The 15,905-nt window shown below is 67.9% G+C and carries 9 protein-coding genes; 8 read left to right on the top strand and 1 reads right to left on the bottom strand.

Annotation, left to right across the window (positions count from 1 at the left end):
- Positions 1–3 precede the first annotated feature (3 nt).
- Genes tssF through V6V88_RS22775 form a run of 8 tightly spaced genes read left to right on the top strand, consistent with a single transcriptional unit; the run spans position 4 to position 14,657 of the window.
- The gene (gene tssF / locus V6V88_RS22810; protein WP_152382522.1) at positions 4–1,842 is read left to right on the top strand and encodes a type VI secretion system baseplate subunit TssF; all 1,839 of its coding nucleotides are present in this window, start codon (positions 4–6) and stop codon (positions 1,840–1,842) included.
- Positions 1,806–2,897 (top strand): type VI secretion system baseplate subunit TssG, encoded by a 1,092-nt coding sequence (gene tssG, locus V6V88_RS22805; RefSeq protein WP_174245419.1) that lies wholly within the window; start codon positions 1,806–1,808, stop codon positions 2,895–2,897. Before tssF ends, tssG begins: the two co-directional genes overlap by 37 nt.
- Before the next feature lie 21 nt (positions 2,898–2,918).
- Complete coding sequence (tssH, locus tag V6V88_RS22800; protein ID WP_338616495.1) at positions 2,919–5,630, top strand: type VI secretion system ATPase TssH; 2,712 nt, start codon at positions 2,919–2,921, stop codon at positions 5,628–5,630.
- 25 nt (positions 5,631–5,655) lie between these two features.
- Complete coding sequence (locus tag V6V88_RS22795; protein WP_338616491.1) at positions 5,656–8,373, top strand: type VI secretion system Vgr family protein; 2,718 nt, start codon at positions 5,656–5,658, stop codon at positions 8,371–8,373.
- Positions 8,370–9,332 carry a hypothetical protein gene (locus V6V88_RS22790; protein ID WP_338616489.1) on the top strand — a complete coding sequence of 321 codons (963 nt, stop codon included), beginning with the start codon at positions 8,370–8,372 and terminating at the stop codon, positions 9,330–9,332. The genes V6V88_RS22795 and V6V88_RS22790 overlap by 4 nt, the downstream gene beginning before the upstream one ends.
- Positions 9,329–12,469 carry a T6SS effector BTH_I2691 family protein gene (locus V6V88_RS22785; RefSeq protein WP_338616486.1) on the top strand — a complete coding sequence of 1,047 codons (3,141 nt, stop codon included), beginning with the start codon at positions 9,329–9,331 and terminating at the stop codon, positions 12,467–12,469. The genes V6V88_RS22790 and V6V88_RS22785 overlap by 4 nt, the downstream gene beginning before the upstream one ends.
- A 54-nt stretch (positions 12,470–12,523) precedes the next feature.
- Positions 12,524–13,132 carry a hypothetical protein gene (locus V6V88_RS22780; protein ID WP_056325749.1) on the top strand — a complete coding sequence of 203 codons (609 nt, stop codon included), beginning with the start codon at positions 12,524–12,526 and terminating at the stop codon, positions 13,130–13,132.
- A 28-nt stretch (positions 13,133–13,160) separates the two neighbouring features.
- Positions 13,161–14,657: a PLP-dependent aminotransferase family protein gene (locus V6V88_RS22775; protein WP_338616483.1), complete on the top strand. Its 1,497-nt coding sequence runs from the start codon at positions 13,161–13,163 to the stop codon at positions 14,655–14,657.
- On the opposite strand, the gene V6V88_RS22770 is transcribed toward V6V88_RS22775, so the two are convergent.
- Positions 14,646–15,860: a benzoate/H(+) symporter BenE family transporter gene (locus V6V88_RS22770; protein WP_338616481.1), complete on the bottom strand. Its 1,215-nt coding sequence runs from the start codon at positions 15,858–15,860 to the stop codon at positions 14,646–14,648. The two genes, V6V88_RS22775 and V6V88_RS22770, sit on opposite strands and share 12 nt — an antisense overlap.
- Between the last annotated feature and the right edge of the window lie 45 nt (positions 15,861–15,905).

Below are 15,905 nucleotides of genomic sequence, written 5' to 3'. Positions count from 1 at the left end.
ACAATGGAAGAATTGCTGCCTTATTACGAGCGCGAACTGGGCTTTCTGCGCACGTCGTCGCGCGACTTCGCCGAACGATACCCGAAGATCGCCGCGCGGCTGGGCCTGTCGGGCGAGACCTGCGAAGATCCGCACGTTGAACGCATGATCGAGTCGTTCGCCTTGTTGAGCGCCCGCATCAACAAGAAGCTGGACGATGACTACCCGGAATTCACCGAAGCGTTGTTCGAGGTGATGTACCCGCATTACCTGCGGCCTTTTCCCTCTTGCAGCATCGCGCAGTTCGACCTTGGCGGCGCGGGCGCGCAACTGACCGCGCCGGTCCGGATTGCGCGCGGCACGGAACTGAAGTCGCACCCGGTCCGGGGCGTGTCGTGCCGCTTTCGCACCACTTATGACGTCACGCTGGCGCCCGTTGAAGTGCTGCGCGCCGGCTTTGAGTCCAGCGCCAATGCGCCCGCCACGGCCAAGCTGCCGGCCGGCGTGACAGGGCGTTTTTCCGTCACCCTGGGTTGCCAGGGCGAGAACCAGCATTTCGGGGCCCTGGGCGTGGACCGGCTTCGGGTGTACCTGCACGGTGAACCGTCATTCGTGGCGGCCTTGCGCGACGCGCTGTTCCTGCGCGCCGCCGCGGCCTACGTCGAGCTGCAACCGGGACGCTGGGATCGTCTGCCCGCCATTCCGGTCGGGCAGGTGGGCCTGGCGGAAGAAGACGCGCTGATCGACTTTCCGGCCAGTTCGCACCCGGCGTATCGCCTGCTGGCCGAGTACTTCGTGTTCTCGGAAAAATTCAACTTCGTGGACATCGATCTGGCCGCGCTGCGCCCCTATCTGGGCACGGTGCGCCAGTTCACGCTTCACCTGCCGGTCAGCGGCCTGCGCGCGGATTCCAATACCGCGCGGCTGCTGGAATCGACGTCCGCCGACAATCTGCGGCTCGGCTGCACGCCGGTGTCAAACCTGTTTTCGCAGCGTGCGGATCCCATCCGCGTCACGCATGCGTCGGCGTCGTACCCGGTGGTGGCGGACGCGCGGCGGGCCTACGGCTACGAGGTCTATTCGATCGACCGCGTGCGCCAGGTGCGTCAAAACGCGCAGGGCGATGCGGTCGTGGAGTTCAGGCCGTTCTATTCGCTGCACCATGGCGAATCGCCCGACAAGGCGGGCCACTACTGGACGATGCGGCGCGATGCGTCGATGGCGCAGCGCAGCCCGGGCTACGAGACGGAGATTTCGATCGTCGATATCGACTTCGACCCGTCGGTGCCGCAGACCGAAACGCTGAGCCTGGACCTGACCTGCACCAATCGGGACTTGCCGTCGCAGATTGCGGTGGGGCAGGCGGGCGGCGATCTGTTTCTGGAAGGCGGCTCGGTGGCGCGCACGATCCGCATGCTGCGCCGCCCGACGCATTCGCACCGGTTCCAGCAGGGCCGTGCGGCGCATTGGCGCCTGATCTCGCATCTGGCGTTGAACCATCTGTCCCTGGTGCAGAGCGGGTTGCCGGCGCTCAAGGAAACGCTGCGCCTGTACGACCTGTCCGGCTCCGCGGTGGCCGCGCGCCAGATCGAAGGGCTGGTCGGTCTGGACTACAAGCCCGCCACGCACTGGATGCCGGGCGAACCGTTCGCCACCTTCGTGCGCGGCATCGAAATCCGGTTGACCGTCAATGAAGACCACTTCGTGGGCACCAGCCTGCACACGTTCGTGGCGGTCATCAATCGCTTCTTCGGCCTGTATGTGCACGCGAACAGTTTCGTGCAGTTGGTTGTGTTGTCGCGCCGCGGCGCGGAGGAACTTCTACGATGCCCCCCTTGCAACGGCGACGCCATCCTAGCGTGATGGACGCGCTGCTGGCCGAGCCGCAGCGCTTCAAGTTTTTCCAGGCAGTGCGCCTGCTGGAGCAATGCTTTGCGCGGCAGGAGCGCGGCGCGACGCGTCATCCGGTGCCGGTGCACCTGCGCTTTCCCAATGCGCCGGGCCTGGGGTTTCCGCCCAGCGAGATCGTGGATGCGGTGGCGTACGACAAGAACGGCGAAGTGCTGGCGGACGAGGCCGCGCGGCAGGCCGCCGTGGCCGAAGGCCGGCTGGGCCGCGTGGACGTGACGCCCGCGTTCTTTGGCCTCTTGGGCGGGCAGGGCGCATTGCCGCTGCATTACTCGGAAATGCTGGCCAACCGCGAAAGCCTGCGGCGCGACCGGGGCGCCCGCGCGTTCTTCGACATCTTCTCGAACCGGGCGGCGGCGCTGTTCTACGCGGCGTGGAAGAAGTACCGCATGCCGCTGCGGCACGAAACCGAACCGGACCATCATTACCTGCCGCTCTTGCTGGCCTTGGGCGGCATCGGCCATCCGGCGCTGCGGGACCGCCTGCACAACGGCGCGGGCCGCGTCCATGACGAATCGATCGCGCACTACGCGGCGGCGGCGCGTCAGCGTCCGGTGTCGGCGCCGTACCTGCAGCGCGTGCTGCAGGATTACTTTGGCGTGCCGCTGCGCGTGGAACAATTTGTCGGCCGCTGGTATGACGTCCCGCCGCAGAACCGCACGCAGCTTGGGCATCCTGGCGCCGTGCTGGGCGTGTCGGCGCTTGCTGGCGACCGCATCTGGCAGCGCGACCTGCGCATCCGGCTCTGGATCGGCCCCTTGTCGGGCCAGGCGTTTACCGACTTCCTGCCGGGCGGCGAGCGCGCGCAGGCGCTGGAGAAACTGCTGACGATGTTCGGCGGGATGACGTTCGAATACGAGGTGCGGCTGGTGCTGGCGCGCGAGAGCGTCACCCCCAGCCAGTTGGGCGCAGGCGCCGAGGTGCGCCTGGGCTGGAATTCGTTCCTGTGCACCGAGCCCGCCCGGCAAGACCGCGACGACGCCAGTTACGAACTGCACACCATTCATTGACCCCATCACCCTCAGACACTTATGGCCACACCGCTGAAGACTTTGATCGGAAAGCTCAACCAGACCTGCCGCCAGGCCGCCGAACGCGCCGCCAGCCTGTGCATGGCGCAAGGCCACTACGAAGTGGATCTGGAGCATCTGTTCCTGGCCTTGCTGGAAAAGCCGGCCAGCGACGTGAGCGTCATCGCGCAGCGTTGCCACATCAAGACCGACGCGTTGGAGGCGGACCTGAATGCGGAGATCGGCCGCTTCAAGAACGGCAATACGCGCACGCCGGTGTTTTCGCCGCATCTGCCCAAGCTGTTTGAACACGCGTGGCTGATTGCGTCGCTTGATACCCAGACGACGCGCATCCGGTCCGGCCACCTGCTGCTGGCGCTGCTGACCGAGCCCGATCTGGCGCAACTGGCGCGGCGCGGATCGACGCTGTTCGAGTCGTTCCGGCTGGACGCGTTAAAGCATGACTTTGCCGCCTTGACGGCTGGTTCGGAAGAGGCCGGGCAAGCCGTGGGTTTTGCCGATGGCGCGGGGCCGCAGGGCGACGCTGGCCAGCCGGCGCCCGCGCTGTCGGCCACCCCGGCCCTGGACCAATACACCACGAACCTGACCGAACGCGCCCGCGAGGGCAAGATCGACCCGGTGATCGGACGGGACGCCGAAATCCGCCAGATGATCGACATCCTGACGCGGCGGCGGCAGAACAACCCCATCCTGACCGGCGAGGCGGGCGTGGGCAAGACGGCGGTGGTCGAGGGATTGGCGCTGCGCATTGCCTCGGGCGACGTGCCGCCCGCGCTGGCCGAGGTGACGCTGCGCACGCTGGACATGGGTCTGCTGCAGGCGGGCGCCAGCGTCAAGGGCGAGTTCGAGAACCGCCTGAAGAACGTCATCGACGAGGTCAAGAAGAGCCCGTCGCCCATCATCCTGTTCATCGACGAAGCCCACACCATGATCGGCGCGGGCGGGCAGGCGGGGCAGAACGACGCGGCCAACTTGCTCAAGCCGGCCCTGGCGCGCGGCGAACTGCGCACCATCGCCGCCACCACCTGGAGCGAATACAAGAAGTTCTTCGAGAAGGACGCCGCGCTGGCGCGCCGCTTCCAGGTGATCAAGGTGGAGGAACCGGACGAGACGCTGGCCGCATCGATGTTGCGCGGCATGGCGCCGCTGATGGAGCGCCATTTCGGTGTGCGCATCCTGGACGAAGCGATCAGCGCGGCGGCCAGGCTGTCGCATCGCTACATCACCGGCCGCCAGCTGCCCGACAAGGCGGTCAGTGTGCTGGATACGGCATGCGCGCGCGTGGCATTGGGCCGCAGTGCCACGCCGGCCTTGATCGATGATGCGCGGCATCGCCTGACGCGCCTTGGCGCCGAACAGGCGGCGTTGCAGCGCGAAGCCGCCACGGGCGCGTCGCACGCGCGCCTGGACGAATTGCGCGACGAGATCGCGGCGGTGACGCAAACCTTGGCCGATGCCGAGTCGCGCCACGCGGCGGAAATGGACCTGGTGGCGCGGATACACGCCTTGCGGGCAGAGCTGGAAGCCGCGCCGCAGGAAGCGACCGCGGAGGCGTCCGCGGGGAAGGCGCCGCCGCCGTCCTCGTCGCGCCGCAAGGCCGCGCAAGCCGTGCCGCTGACGCCCGCGCAGCAGCGTCTGGCGGGCTTGATGGACGAGCTGCGGGCGTTGCAAGGCGAACAGCCCCTGGTGCCGGCCTGCGTGGACGCGCAGATCGTGGCCGAGATCATCTCGGCATGGACCGGGATTCCGCTGGGCCGCATGGTCAACGACGAGATCCGCACGGTGCTGCAATTGCAGCCGCTGCTGGCCGAACGCGTGATCGGGCAGGACCACGCGCTGGAGGCCATCGCGCAGCGCGTTCGCACGGCGCGCGCCGGGCTGGAAGACCCGGACAAGCCCAAGGGCGTTTTCCTGTTCGTGGGCCCGTCGGGCGTGGGCAAGACCGAGACCGCGCTGGCGCTGGCCGACATTCTGTACGGCGGCGAGCGCAAGCTCGTCACGATCAACATGAGCGAGTACCAGGAGGCCCACAGCATTTCCGGCCTGAAGGGCTCGCCGCCGGGTTATGTGGGCTACGGCGAAGGCGGCGTGCTGACCGAGGCGGTGCGCCGCCAGCCCTATAGCGTGGTGCTGCTGGATGAAATCGAAAAGGCTCACCCCGATGTGCTGGAGCTGTTCTTCCAGGTCTTTGACAAGGGGGTGATGGACGACGCGGAGGGGCGCGAGATCGACTTCCGCAACACACTGATCATCCTGACGTCGAACGTCGGCTCCAGCGCCATCATGCAGGCGTGCCTGAACAAGCCGGCCGCGGAGCGCCCGACGCCGGATGCCTTGTCCGAGCTGTTGATGCCGCAGCTGTACAAGGCCTTCAAGCCGGCCTTCCTGGGCCGCATGAAGACCATTCCTTATTTCCCCGTGGACGATGACGCGCTGGCGCACATCATCGAACTGAAGCTGGGCCGCATCGCACGCCGCGTGGCGGCCACGCACCGCGCGGTATTCGAGTGGGATGAGGCGCTGGTCGAGGCGGTGCTGGCCCGCTGCACCGAAGTGGACACGGGGGCGCGCAATGTCGATCACATCCTCAATGGAACGCTGCTGCCCGAGATTGCCGGGCAGGTCCTCAGCCGCATGGCGCAAGGTGAGGCGATTGCCAAGATCCGTGTCAGTGCGGGCAAGAACGGCGAATTCCGCTTCCGCATGAGCTGATTCAAGACAGAGAGGTTACGCCAACATGGCTCAGACACTTGCCGCCGCCAGCCCATTGGGCGCGGGCTTCACGCAGGCCGACCGCCTGCTCGACCTGTGCACGCCGCTGGGGCCGGACAAGCTGCTGGCCGAGCGTCTTCAGGGCACCGAGCAACTGAGCGATGGCGGCTTTGCGTTGATGGTCGACGCGCTGTCGGACGATGCGCATGTGCCGCTGAAGTCACTGATCGGCCAGCCGGCGCAGGTAAAGCTGCAAACGGCCTTGGGCCGCGACGCGCACCGCGTGTGGTGCGGCCTGGTGACGGAGGCGCGCTTTGAAGGGGCCAATGGCGGCTTCGCGCGCTACCGGCTGCGCATCGAGCCGTGGCTGGCGCTGCTGCGCCAGCGCCGCGACAGCTTCGCCTTCCAGGACTTGTCGGTGATCGACATCGTGGACAGCGTGTTCGGCGACTACAACGGGCAGGGCGCGGTGGCGGCGCAGTGGCGCTGGGAAGTGAAGGACCGGGACGCTTACGCCAAGCGCAGCCTGACGATTCAGTACCGCGAGACCGACTTCGCCTTTGTCGAGCGGCTGCTGGCCGAAGAGGGGCTCTTCTATTGGGTCGAGCACGAAGCCGGTGACGGCGCGCCGGGCGGCCATACCGTGGTCATTGCCGACCACAACGGCGCTTTCAAGGCCGGGCCGCAGGACAGCATCAAGTTCCAGCGCGCGGACGCGACCGAAACCGAAGACACCATCCAGGCGTGGCGCCAGCGCCGCGCGTGGCGCACCAACGCCGTTCGGCTGGCCTCGTGGGATTACCGCGCGATGCAGGCGCGGCGGGTCAGCGCGCAGGTCGAGGACAAGCTGGCCAACGCCGTGGAATTGGCGGATTCGGACTACCCCGGCCAGTATCTGTTCGAAGACGGCGCCCAGGGCGAGCGGCTTGCGCACAACGCGTTGGTCGCGCAGCGGGTGCGCCAGTCGTTGCATGAAGGCGAGGGCACCGCGCGCACGCTGGCGCCGGGGCAGCGCTTTACGCTGACGGGGCATTTCGGGCCGTCGCAGGGGGCGGGCGCCGAATTCGTGGTGCTGCGCATCGCGCACGAGGCCCGCAACAATTTCGATGAAAGCCTGGGCCGCGCGGTGGCCGACGCCCTGGGCGCGGCAGGGGAAAACCAGGGCCCGGGCACCGCCGATGACGCCGCGGCGGATTTCTATCGCAACCGCTTCGAGGCGATTGCCGCCACGCTGGAGTACCGCCCCAGCACGGTGGATGGCCACGGCGCACGCCTGCATCCCCGTCCCACCGTGCACGGCGCGCAGACGGCGCTGGTGGTCGGGGCGAACGATCCGGTCCATACGGACCGCGACCATCGCATCAAGATCCAATTCCATTGGCAGCGCGGCAGCGCGTCCAGCAATCGCCAGGATCATCCCGCGGGCGAAGACAACGCGCCGGCCAGCGACGCGCTGGGCACGTGGGTGCGCGTGGCCGAACCGGTGGCGGGATCGGACTGGGGCGGTCACTTCGTGCCCCGCCTGGGACAGGAGGTGCTGGTGCAGTTCATGCACGGCGACATCGACCGGCCGGTGGTGGTGGGCGCGCTGTATAACGGCGCGGGCAGCGAGAACGCGGCCAACAACCAGGTGCAGGCCGGCGCCGCCAAGGCCACCGGCAACGCGCCGGCCTGGTTCGCGGGCAGCGAGGGCGGGCACGCGCACAACGTGGTGATGTCGGGCTTCAAGACACAGGCGCTGGCCGACAGCGGGCAGGGCATGGGCGGCTACAACCAGTTGGTGCAGGACGACACGCCGGGACAGTCGCGCCTGACGGCATCGACCACGCAGGCCGAGGCGCGGCTGAACCTGGGCCACCTGAAGCAGCAGCGCGACAACGAGCGTCTGTCGGACCTGGGACATGGCGCGGAACTGGCGACCAGCGAGGCCGTGGCATTGCGCGCGGGCGAGGGCCTGCTGATCAGCGCGGACAAGCGCGAGGGCGCGACGGGCGGCTTGCTGGATAGCGAGCCGGCCATCCAGCAGATGGAAAAGGCCATCGAGCAGGCCAAAGAGCTGTCGGCCACCGCGGCGCGCCAGGAAGCAAAGCTGGACGGCGACGGCGACAAGACGCGTCCGCTGGATGAACTGGACGCCGTGCGCAAGATCATCGAAGGCACCCGCGCCGAGGAAGGCGTGCAGGTGCCGGCTTACAGCCTGCCGCACATCCAGGTCAGCGCCCCGAAGGGCATTGGCCAGTACACGCCGAAGCATGCGTTTGCCGTGGCGGGCGCCACCTTGTGCCAGGTGGCGCCGGACGTGAACTGGGCCGCCGGCGCGCACATGTCCCTGTGCGTGGCGCAGGGCGTGGTCTTGTTTACCAAAGGCTTGGGCGGCGACGGCCGGGCCGTGCCGGAGAAAGGGATCCGGTTGCACGCGGCAGGCGGGCAGTTGCGGATGCAAAGCCAGAAGGCGCGCATGCGTCTGGCCGCCGAGAAGTCGGTGACGCTGGCCTCGGCCCAAGGCGCCGTGGACGTGAACGCATCGAAAAAGGTGCTGGCCACGGCGGCCGGCGCGTACATGCGGATCGAGGGCGGCGGGATTCAATTGCATGCGCCCGGCAAGGTGGAATTGAAGGCGGGTGTGCACAACTGGGTGGGACCGCAAAGCGGAACCGGCCCGGCGCAACCGCCGCAGGGCGATATGGAAGGCTGCGCCGCGGCGCTCGAAGACGCGGCCGGCAGCGGCGCATTGGCGGCATGATGGCATCGTCAACGCCCCGCCTGGCGCAAGCGTCTCAAGCACGTTGGGAACCGCCGCGCGCCGAGGACTGTGTCGAACGCGCCATCGCGGGCTTGCGGGCCGTGCTGGACGGCCGCGCCAGCCGGCGCGTGCTGCTCTTGTGCGATTCCACGTTGGCCGATCCGCTGGCCGGCGACATCGCGGCTGCGGGATTGGCGCGGCGCGAGGTCGATCTGATCTCGCAGGGCGCGGCCGCGCCGCCGCTGTATCTGGCAGAGGTGCCGGACGAGATCCGCCATGAGCGGCTGATCAACGCCAGCCTCCGCGTGGCGGTGGACGAAGCCTTGCGCCCCGCGCCCGCCGTCAAGCGGCCTCGATCGATGGCGGCGTGGCTGGCCACGGACCTGCCGCTGGCCGAAGTGGCGCAGCGGCTCGCGCTGCGCGCCCGGTTGCGCGACGCGCAGGCGCGCGTGCGCATCCTGCGCTTCTGGGACCCGCGCACCACGCAATACCAGAGCGAGCTGTACGCGGGCACGGCGCCCGCCTCGTGGATACCGGGCGTCACGTGGATGACGGTGGACGGCTTTGCGCGCTGGCAGGTGCTGCCCGATATGCCGGGTCCGATGCAGACCGTGACGCCTGACTGGCCGCGCCTTGCGCGGCTGGGGCGTATCAACGCGGTGCTGCAGCGCTTGAACGCGAAAGGCCTGTGCGTGGGGCCGTCCGTGCTGGACGCGGTTCGCCGCGCGCTGGACGCGGCCGCGGATTGCGGGATTGACGACGATGAAGACGCGGCGCTGTTCGCCGCCTGGCGGGTGCGCCTGGACGCGCCGCTGGAACGAGCGCCGTCGTTTGCGGCCTTGCTGCGCGAGGTGCAAGAAGAAGGCGGCCGCCTGCGCGGCGCCGCGCAGGACATGGACGACGAGGATTGGCAGCGGTTTGCGCAAGAGGCGCAGGCGCGGGAGGATCTGCAAGCATGACGACTGACTACGACGCGTTGCCCTGCAAGGGCAAGTTCTGCGGCCGGCCGGGGCTGCCCATCCTGCCGATGCGAATTGCGTACGTGCCGGGCGGCAAGAACGATTTGCCCGACGGCGTGTACACGGATCCCGAGCTGTACTACGAGACCATGCGCCAGGGCGCCTACATGCTGCGCGCCATCACGGCTGGCTACGTGTACCTTTGGGATCCGCGCCGCAGCTACGGCTGGCGCGCGTTCGCGGCCACGGCGACGGGGCAGATGAAGGAAGTGCCGGTTGACGACGACAACCGTCCGTCCGAGCAACCGACGTTCACGTGCACGCGCGAAGGCCACGGCCTGGAATCCGCGTTGATCAACGTCGAGGCGCCGGCAAACGCGTCGCGCAGCGTGTGGGTCGGCTATTCGCGCGTGTGGTGGACGCAGGATATCCGCCGCGAGCTGACGCGCAATGATCGCTGGCGCAAGAAGGTCATGGTGGAACTGGACGCCAAGGCCGTCTGGGCGGGGGGCTATCCCAAGCCCGAAACGGGCTTTCGCGTGGCCGAAGACGGCGCCAATCTGGCCAAGCATTCGATCGAGTTCCGGGACGCCGCCGGCGCGGCGACCTTGTTTGCCAACACGCTGACCCCCGGCGTCACGCTGTTTGGCGGGCAGGCCGCGGCGATGGCCGGCAAGATGCGGCAGATGACGCCCAAGGGCGGCGTGGCGCTGGCGCTGCGCGATCCGGTGGGCGTGCTGGCCGACATTTCCACCTGGCGCAACAAGTGCATGGGCGAGCTGGCCGAGCATCATCTGGAGCCGACCCGGCTGCGCGAAGTGGCGGTGGCGCAGATCATCGACGGGCTGGAAAAGCAGATGGACTCGTCCAGCGACGAGCGCCAGCGCTTGCGCGAGCGCATCGACACCGGCAAGGTCACCAGGACGCTCAGCGAAAACAAGGCGGCCATTGCCCGCATGCGCGACAAGATCGAGGGCGCGGGCAAGGACTGGGCCTGGTGGTATGGCCGAGATACGTTCTGGCTGGCGTGCAAGGCGTATTCGCCCAAGGACGCCGCCGCCGGCGAGCGCCTGGAAGACGACATGGCGATGTGCGTCGATGGCGCGGGCGCGGTGGCCAGCGAGCACAAGGCCATCGACGACTCGCTGAAAGACGAGGACATGGTCGACGGCACCTACGAGGCGATATGGCGGTCGCTGGCGGGCAACGATGGCGACTTGCTGGCCTTCCTGAACCGGGAGGGCAAAGGCAAGGTGATCTCCAAGCAGGTGTCCAACCTGCGGAAGATGGTCAAGAGCTACAACGATTGGATCAAGTTGCGGGCGGCCGAAGGCAAGCTGCCGCCCATGCGGGCGGCGGGCTCGGCGATTGGCCGCTTCATGGCCACGCAGCTTTTGCGTATGACCCTGTCGGGCGACCCCATCGCCGAACGGGTGGCGGCGCGCGTCACGTTGTCCGTGTCGGCGCGCATGAACATCGTGGTGGCGGTGCGCACGCATACGACGACGCTGCCGCGAATGATCGCGGACATGCACCAGATCGTCTGGGAGCCGAATCTGACGTCGGTCACGGTCGGCGGCGGGGGAGGGATCTACGCGAACAAGCACATGCAGGCCGGCTGGATCGGCACGCAGGCCGAACGCTCCACCCCGCTGACCATCAACTACATCATTCCCGAGGAGGTCGATGCGCAGCTGAACGCGGCCGCCAACGCGCCGCCGCCTGCTCGCCCCGCGGCCACGCCGCAGTTGTCCCTGCCGTCGCCGCCCAGGGTGCTGGCCTTGCCGGCGCCCACGATGTCGCCGCTGGCGGGGCTGGTCAAGTGGGCCAAGACGCGGGACGGCCAGAATGCAAGCGCGACGGGCGTGTTGACGCTGGTGGCCCTGTACACGTCTGTGTCGGACTTGAACAAGGCCGACGCCATCGGCGATGCCAAGGCGGCGCGCAAGGCCTGGTTCGGCATCACGTCGGGCGTGCTGGGCGTGGGCAGCGTGGCGATCGAAGCCACGGCGGGCGCGATCGGCGCGCGCGTGGGCACCAATACCGCGTATTCGATGAACCTGACCCTGAACATGCGCCTGGCCACGGTGCGCACGGCTGGCGCGGTGTTTGCCGCTGCGGCCACGTTTGTGGATGGCGCCAACAACGCGCTCAGCGCCGTGGACCAGTACGACGTCAAGAACTACGAGGCCGGCGGCGCGTATGCGACGTCCTCGATGTTCCTGTTGCTGTCCGGCCTGACCGGCGTGGCGACGGCGCTGGTCAGCCTGGGCGGCGCTTTCAGCGCGGCCGGCGTGGTGGCGGGCGCCGGCGGGTTTGGCAGCGCGATGGTCGGATTGACTAGCGGCGGCACGGTGCTCCTGGGGATTCCGGTCTGGGGCTGGATCGTGCTGGGCCTGTGCCTGCTTGCGGCGGGCCTGTATTTCAAGTTCTGGGGCGATGGCGCAAAGGACAGCGAGCTCGAAATTTGGTACACCCGTTGCTGCATGCGCTCGGCCGCGTATGAAGACGTGAAGGACCGCCCGCCGTTCGAGAACCGCGAAGAGGAACTCGATGCGTTCAACCGCGCGGTGTTCGGCGTGCGCGTGACGCTGGACTGGAAGGGCCTGTGGCAAGGCGAAATTTTCGGCCGCGACCGGTTGGTGCTGGAAGTGATGATGCCCGGCTATACCGAGCACAGCGACTACGCCTACAGCCTGAAGCTGGTGGGCGAGGGCGTCAGCGCCGTGGTGTCCAGCAAGGGGTCGATGCGTTCGAATGACCCCGAATTGCAGCCGCGCGGTCCCTCCAATGCGCAGCTCGTGCAAGGCCGGCCCAAGCCGGAAACGTGGGCCGACCGCATGGACAAGTACGTGGACAACATGGCCTCGCGCCCGGGGTGGGCCGATGCGTGGCGCTGGATACGCAAGGACCGGAGCCAACCCATCGAGTTCACGAGCAAACCGTGGGAAGAGGTCGTGAAGTTCCACGTCAGCAATGGTTGCGCGGTGCTGCGCACCGAGGTGCTGGTCGATGACGACATCTTCCAGGAAGCGATCATCAAGGTCGAATACTGGCCCGATCCGGACCGCATGCCCGACATCCGCTCGGTGCCGATGGGCGGCAACGGCTCCAATCTGATAAAAGCAAGCAATTGACCCGGCAACCTGCCGAATGATTTCGCAGACGACAGACCAGCATGGACGGCAAGCATGAAAAGCAGTGAAGGGATCCAGGCGGCGGTGTACACGCGATGGCATCAGTTGTCGGTGCCATTGGCATTCGTGCTGGCGGCGGGCAGCTTCATGCTGGTGGTGCTGAACCGGGGGCCGATCGGGTTGGGCGCGGCGCTGGCCGTGCTGGGCCTGCTGGTGCCGCCGCTGGTGGCATTCAAGGGCTTTCCCACGCGCAACGCCGTCAGGGTGACGCCGGATGGCCTGGAGTTTTCACGCCGGTCGCCCATCGCCTTTGCCGACCTGAGCAGTTGGGGCACGGACGACTACCTGAAACTGGTCCGTCCCGGCCTGCCCACGCTACTGGTCAGCCCGGCGGACTTGCCCAGCCGCGAAAGGCTGCTGCGCGAATTCGAAACGGCGCTGGCGGCGTGGCAGGCGCGGCAGCCGGCGGGCACTGCCGCCGCGCGCCGCACGCATTTCTACGGATCGACGGGCGGGCGTCTGGTGGGCGGCGTGATCACGGCCTTGGGCGCGGGCTCGGCCATCATGGCGCTGAACCTGCGCGAACCGTCGATCTCGCTGGCGGTGGTGGGGGGGCTTGGTGCGGTGTTCGGCCTGGCCCTGCTGTTCGGCAAGCGGGGCTGAGGGCGGCGGCAGACCGTTACGCGACCTCATGGCAACGGCATTCCAGCTGGACACGCTCAAGATTCGGATGAGCGAGGCGGCGCTCCAGCGATTGGACCTCAATCAGCGCATCCAGCGGGCGCTGCGCGCGCTGATCCTGGACGGCGCGCTGGGCCCGGGGATCAAGCTGCCCGCGACGCGCGGCCTGGCCAAGTCGCTGGGCGTGTCGCGCGACACCGTCGAGAACGCCTATGTGCAACTGCACCGCGACGGCTACATCGTGCGCCGCGAGGGCTCGGGCAGCTATGTGTCCGAGACGGTGGGCATCGAGCTGCGGGGCGCGACGCGCAAGCGGGCAACGCTTGCGCGCCAGCCGGGCGCGGCGCAGCCCGGCACAGGCCTGAGCCGGCGCGGGCGGGCGATCCTGGAGAGCGGCGGCGTTTCCGACCAGCAGGTCATCAAGGCGTTCGCCACCGGACTGCCCGAGACGCGCACGTTTCCGACCGGCGTCTGGGAGCGCCTGCAGCGCCAGGTCATGAAGGACAGCCGCGCCCACGTGCTGCTGCATGGCGACCCGCAGGGCGCCGAACCGCTGCGCCGCGCAATCGCGGCCTATCTGAACCTGGAGCGTGGCGCCAAGGTTTCGCCTGAGCAGGTGCTGGTGCTGAGCAGCACCCGGCAAGCGCTCTTTCTGTGCGCGAAACTGCTGGCGGACGCGGACACGCCCATCCTGATGGAGAATCCCGGCTACTTCGGCGCCCGCAAGGCGTTCGAAGCCGCCGAGACGCGGATCGTACCCATCGACGTCGATGCGCAGGGCATACGCACGGATCTCTTGCACGCGGACCGCAGCGGCGCCAGTTGCGTGTACGTGACGCCGTCGCACCAATATCCGACCGGCGTGACGTTGTCGCTGGAACGCAGGCTGGCGCTGATCGGTTGGGCCGCAAGCCATGGCAAGTGGATCATCGAGGACGACTACGACAGCGAGTTCCATTACGACGGGTTGCCGACCGCTTGCGTGCAGGGCCTGGACCGGCATCAACGCACCTTGTACCTGGGCACGTTCAGCAAGACGCTGTATCCGGGCCTAAGGATGGGATACATGGCGCTGCCGCTGGAACTGGTCGAGGCCTTTTCACGGGCGCGCAGCATCATGGACGGGCACACCCCGCAGATACTGCAGCTGACGCTGGCCCGCTTCATGGAAGACGGTCATTACCACACGCACGTGCGTGCGATGCGCAAACTGTACGCGGGACGCCGCGAGGTGCTGCTGGCGTCGCTGGTAAAGCGGCTGGACGGCGTCGTGCAGGCCGTGCGTCCGCCGGGCGGCTTGCAGATTCCATGCCTGCTTCAGCCAGGCTGGACCGAGGAAACGACCCTCCGTCTGGCAGAGCGCGCCGGTCTGCGCCTGCCCGGGCTGAGCCGCCTGTATGCGGGCGAGTTCAAGCAGCCGGGCTGGCTGTTGGGCTATGCGTCGCTGACGGCCTACGAGATCGAGGACGCCGTGCTGCGTCTGTCGAACGCGTTGTCAAGCGCCTGACCGGCCTTCACGGGGCAGAACGAAGGCCCGGCCGCCATGCATCAGCAGGTGCGCGGTCAGGCCGGCCACCAGCCCCCAGAATGCGCCGCCTACGCCCAGCAGGGTCACGTTCGCGGCGGTGGCCAGGAACGTGATGAGCGCCGTTTCCCGGGTGCGTGCGTCGGCCATGGCGTTGGCCAGGCTGCCGCCGATGGCGCCAAGCAGCGCAAGCCCGGCCAGCGTGGTGATGAAGGCCTTGGGCAGCACCATGAACAGCGTCGCCAACGTGACGCCGAATGTGCCCACCAGGACGTAGAACACGCCGCAGGCCAGACCCGCGACGTATCGCTTGGCGGGATCCTCATGGGCATCCTTGCCGGTGCAGATGGCGGCGGTGATGGCGGCGACATTGAACGCGTGCGCGCCAAAGGGCGCCATGACGAGCGACCCCAGCCCCGTTACGGTCAGGATCGGATTCGCGCTGGTCCGGTAGCCGTCGTTGCGCAGCACCAGCATGCCGGGCATGTACTGGCCGGTCAGGGTGATGATGAAAAGAGGCAGGGCGACGCCCAGCAAGGCCTGCAACGAGAAGCTGGGCATTTCGAACACGGGCGCCGCCAGGCGCAGATGGACGGCCGAGAAGTCGATGCGGCCTTGCACGATGAGTAGTCCCAGGCCGATGGCCAGGATGCCGACCACGGCAAAGCGTGAGGTAAAGCGCTTGAGCAGCGCGTAGGAGATCACCAGCACGATCACCAGCAGGGGGTCGGCGCTGGCGCCGCCGAAGGCATTGACGCCGAACTGCAGCAGGATGCCCGCCAGCAGGCCGGCGGCAATGCCGCCCGGGATCCTGCGCACCAGCTTTTCAAAAGCGCCCGACAGCCCCAGCGCGATGAAGCCCAGCGCCGAGAGCATGTACGCGCCGATGACTTCGCCATAAGGCGTGAAAGGCATGACGGTTGCCAGGAACGCGACGCCAGGCGTGGACCACGCCGTGATGATCGGCGCCTTGTAGCGCCAGCTCAGCAGCGCGCCGGTCACGCCCACCCCGACGGATACCGCCCATACCCAGGAGGTGGTTTGCGCCGGCGACAACCGGGCCAGCTCGGCCGCCTGGAACACCAGGACGAAGGTGCCGCCGTAGTTCACCAGGACCGAGATCAGGGCTGCGACGGTGGGGGATAGGAAGTCGGCGGGTCTGAGACCCGCCCGAGGTGCTGTCATGAGTGGCTCCGCATTCAAGAGGCGCCCGGCCTCAGGCCGGACTTG

This window comes from Achromobacter sp. E1 (assembly GCF_037039475.1).
In the GTDB taxonomy this organism is placed as follows: Bacteria; Pseudomonadota; Gammaproteobacteria; order Burkholderiales; family Burkholderiaceae_B; genus Achromobacter; species Achromobacter mucicolens.
This window is presented reverse-complemented; position numbering and strand designations above follow the sequence as displayed.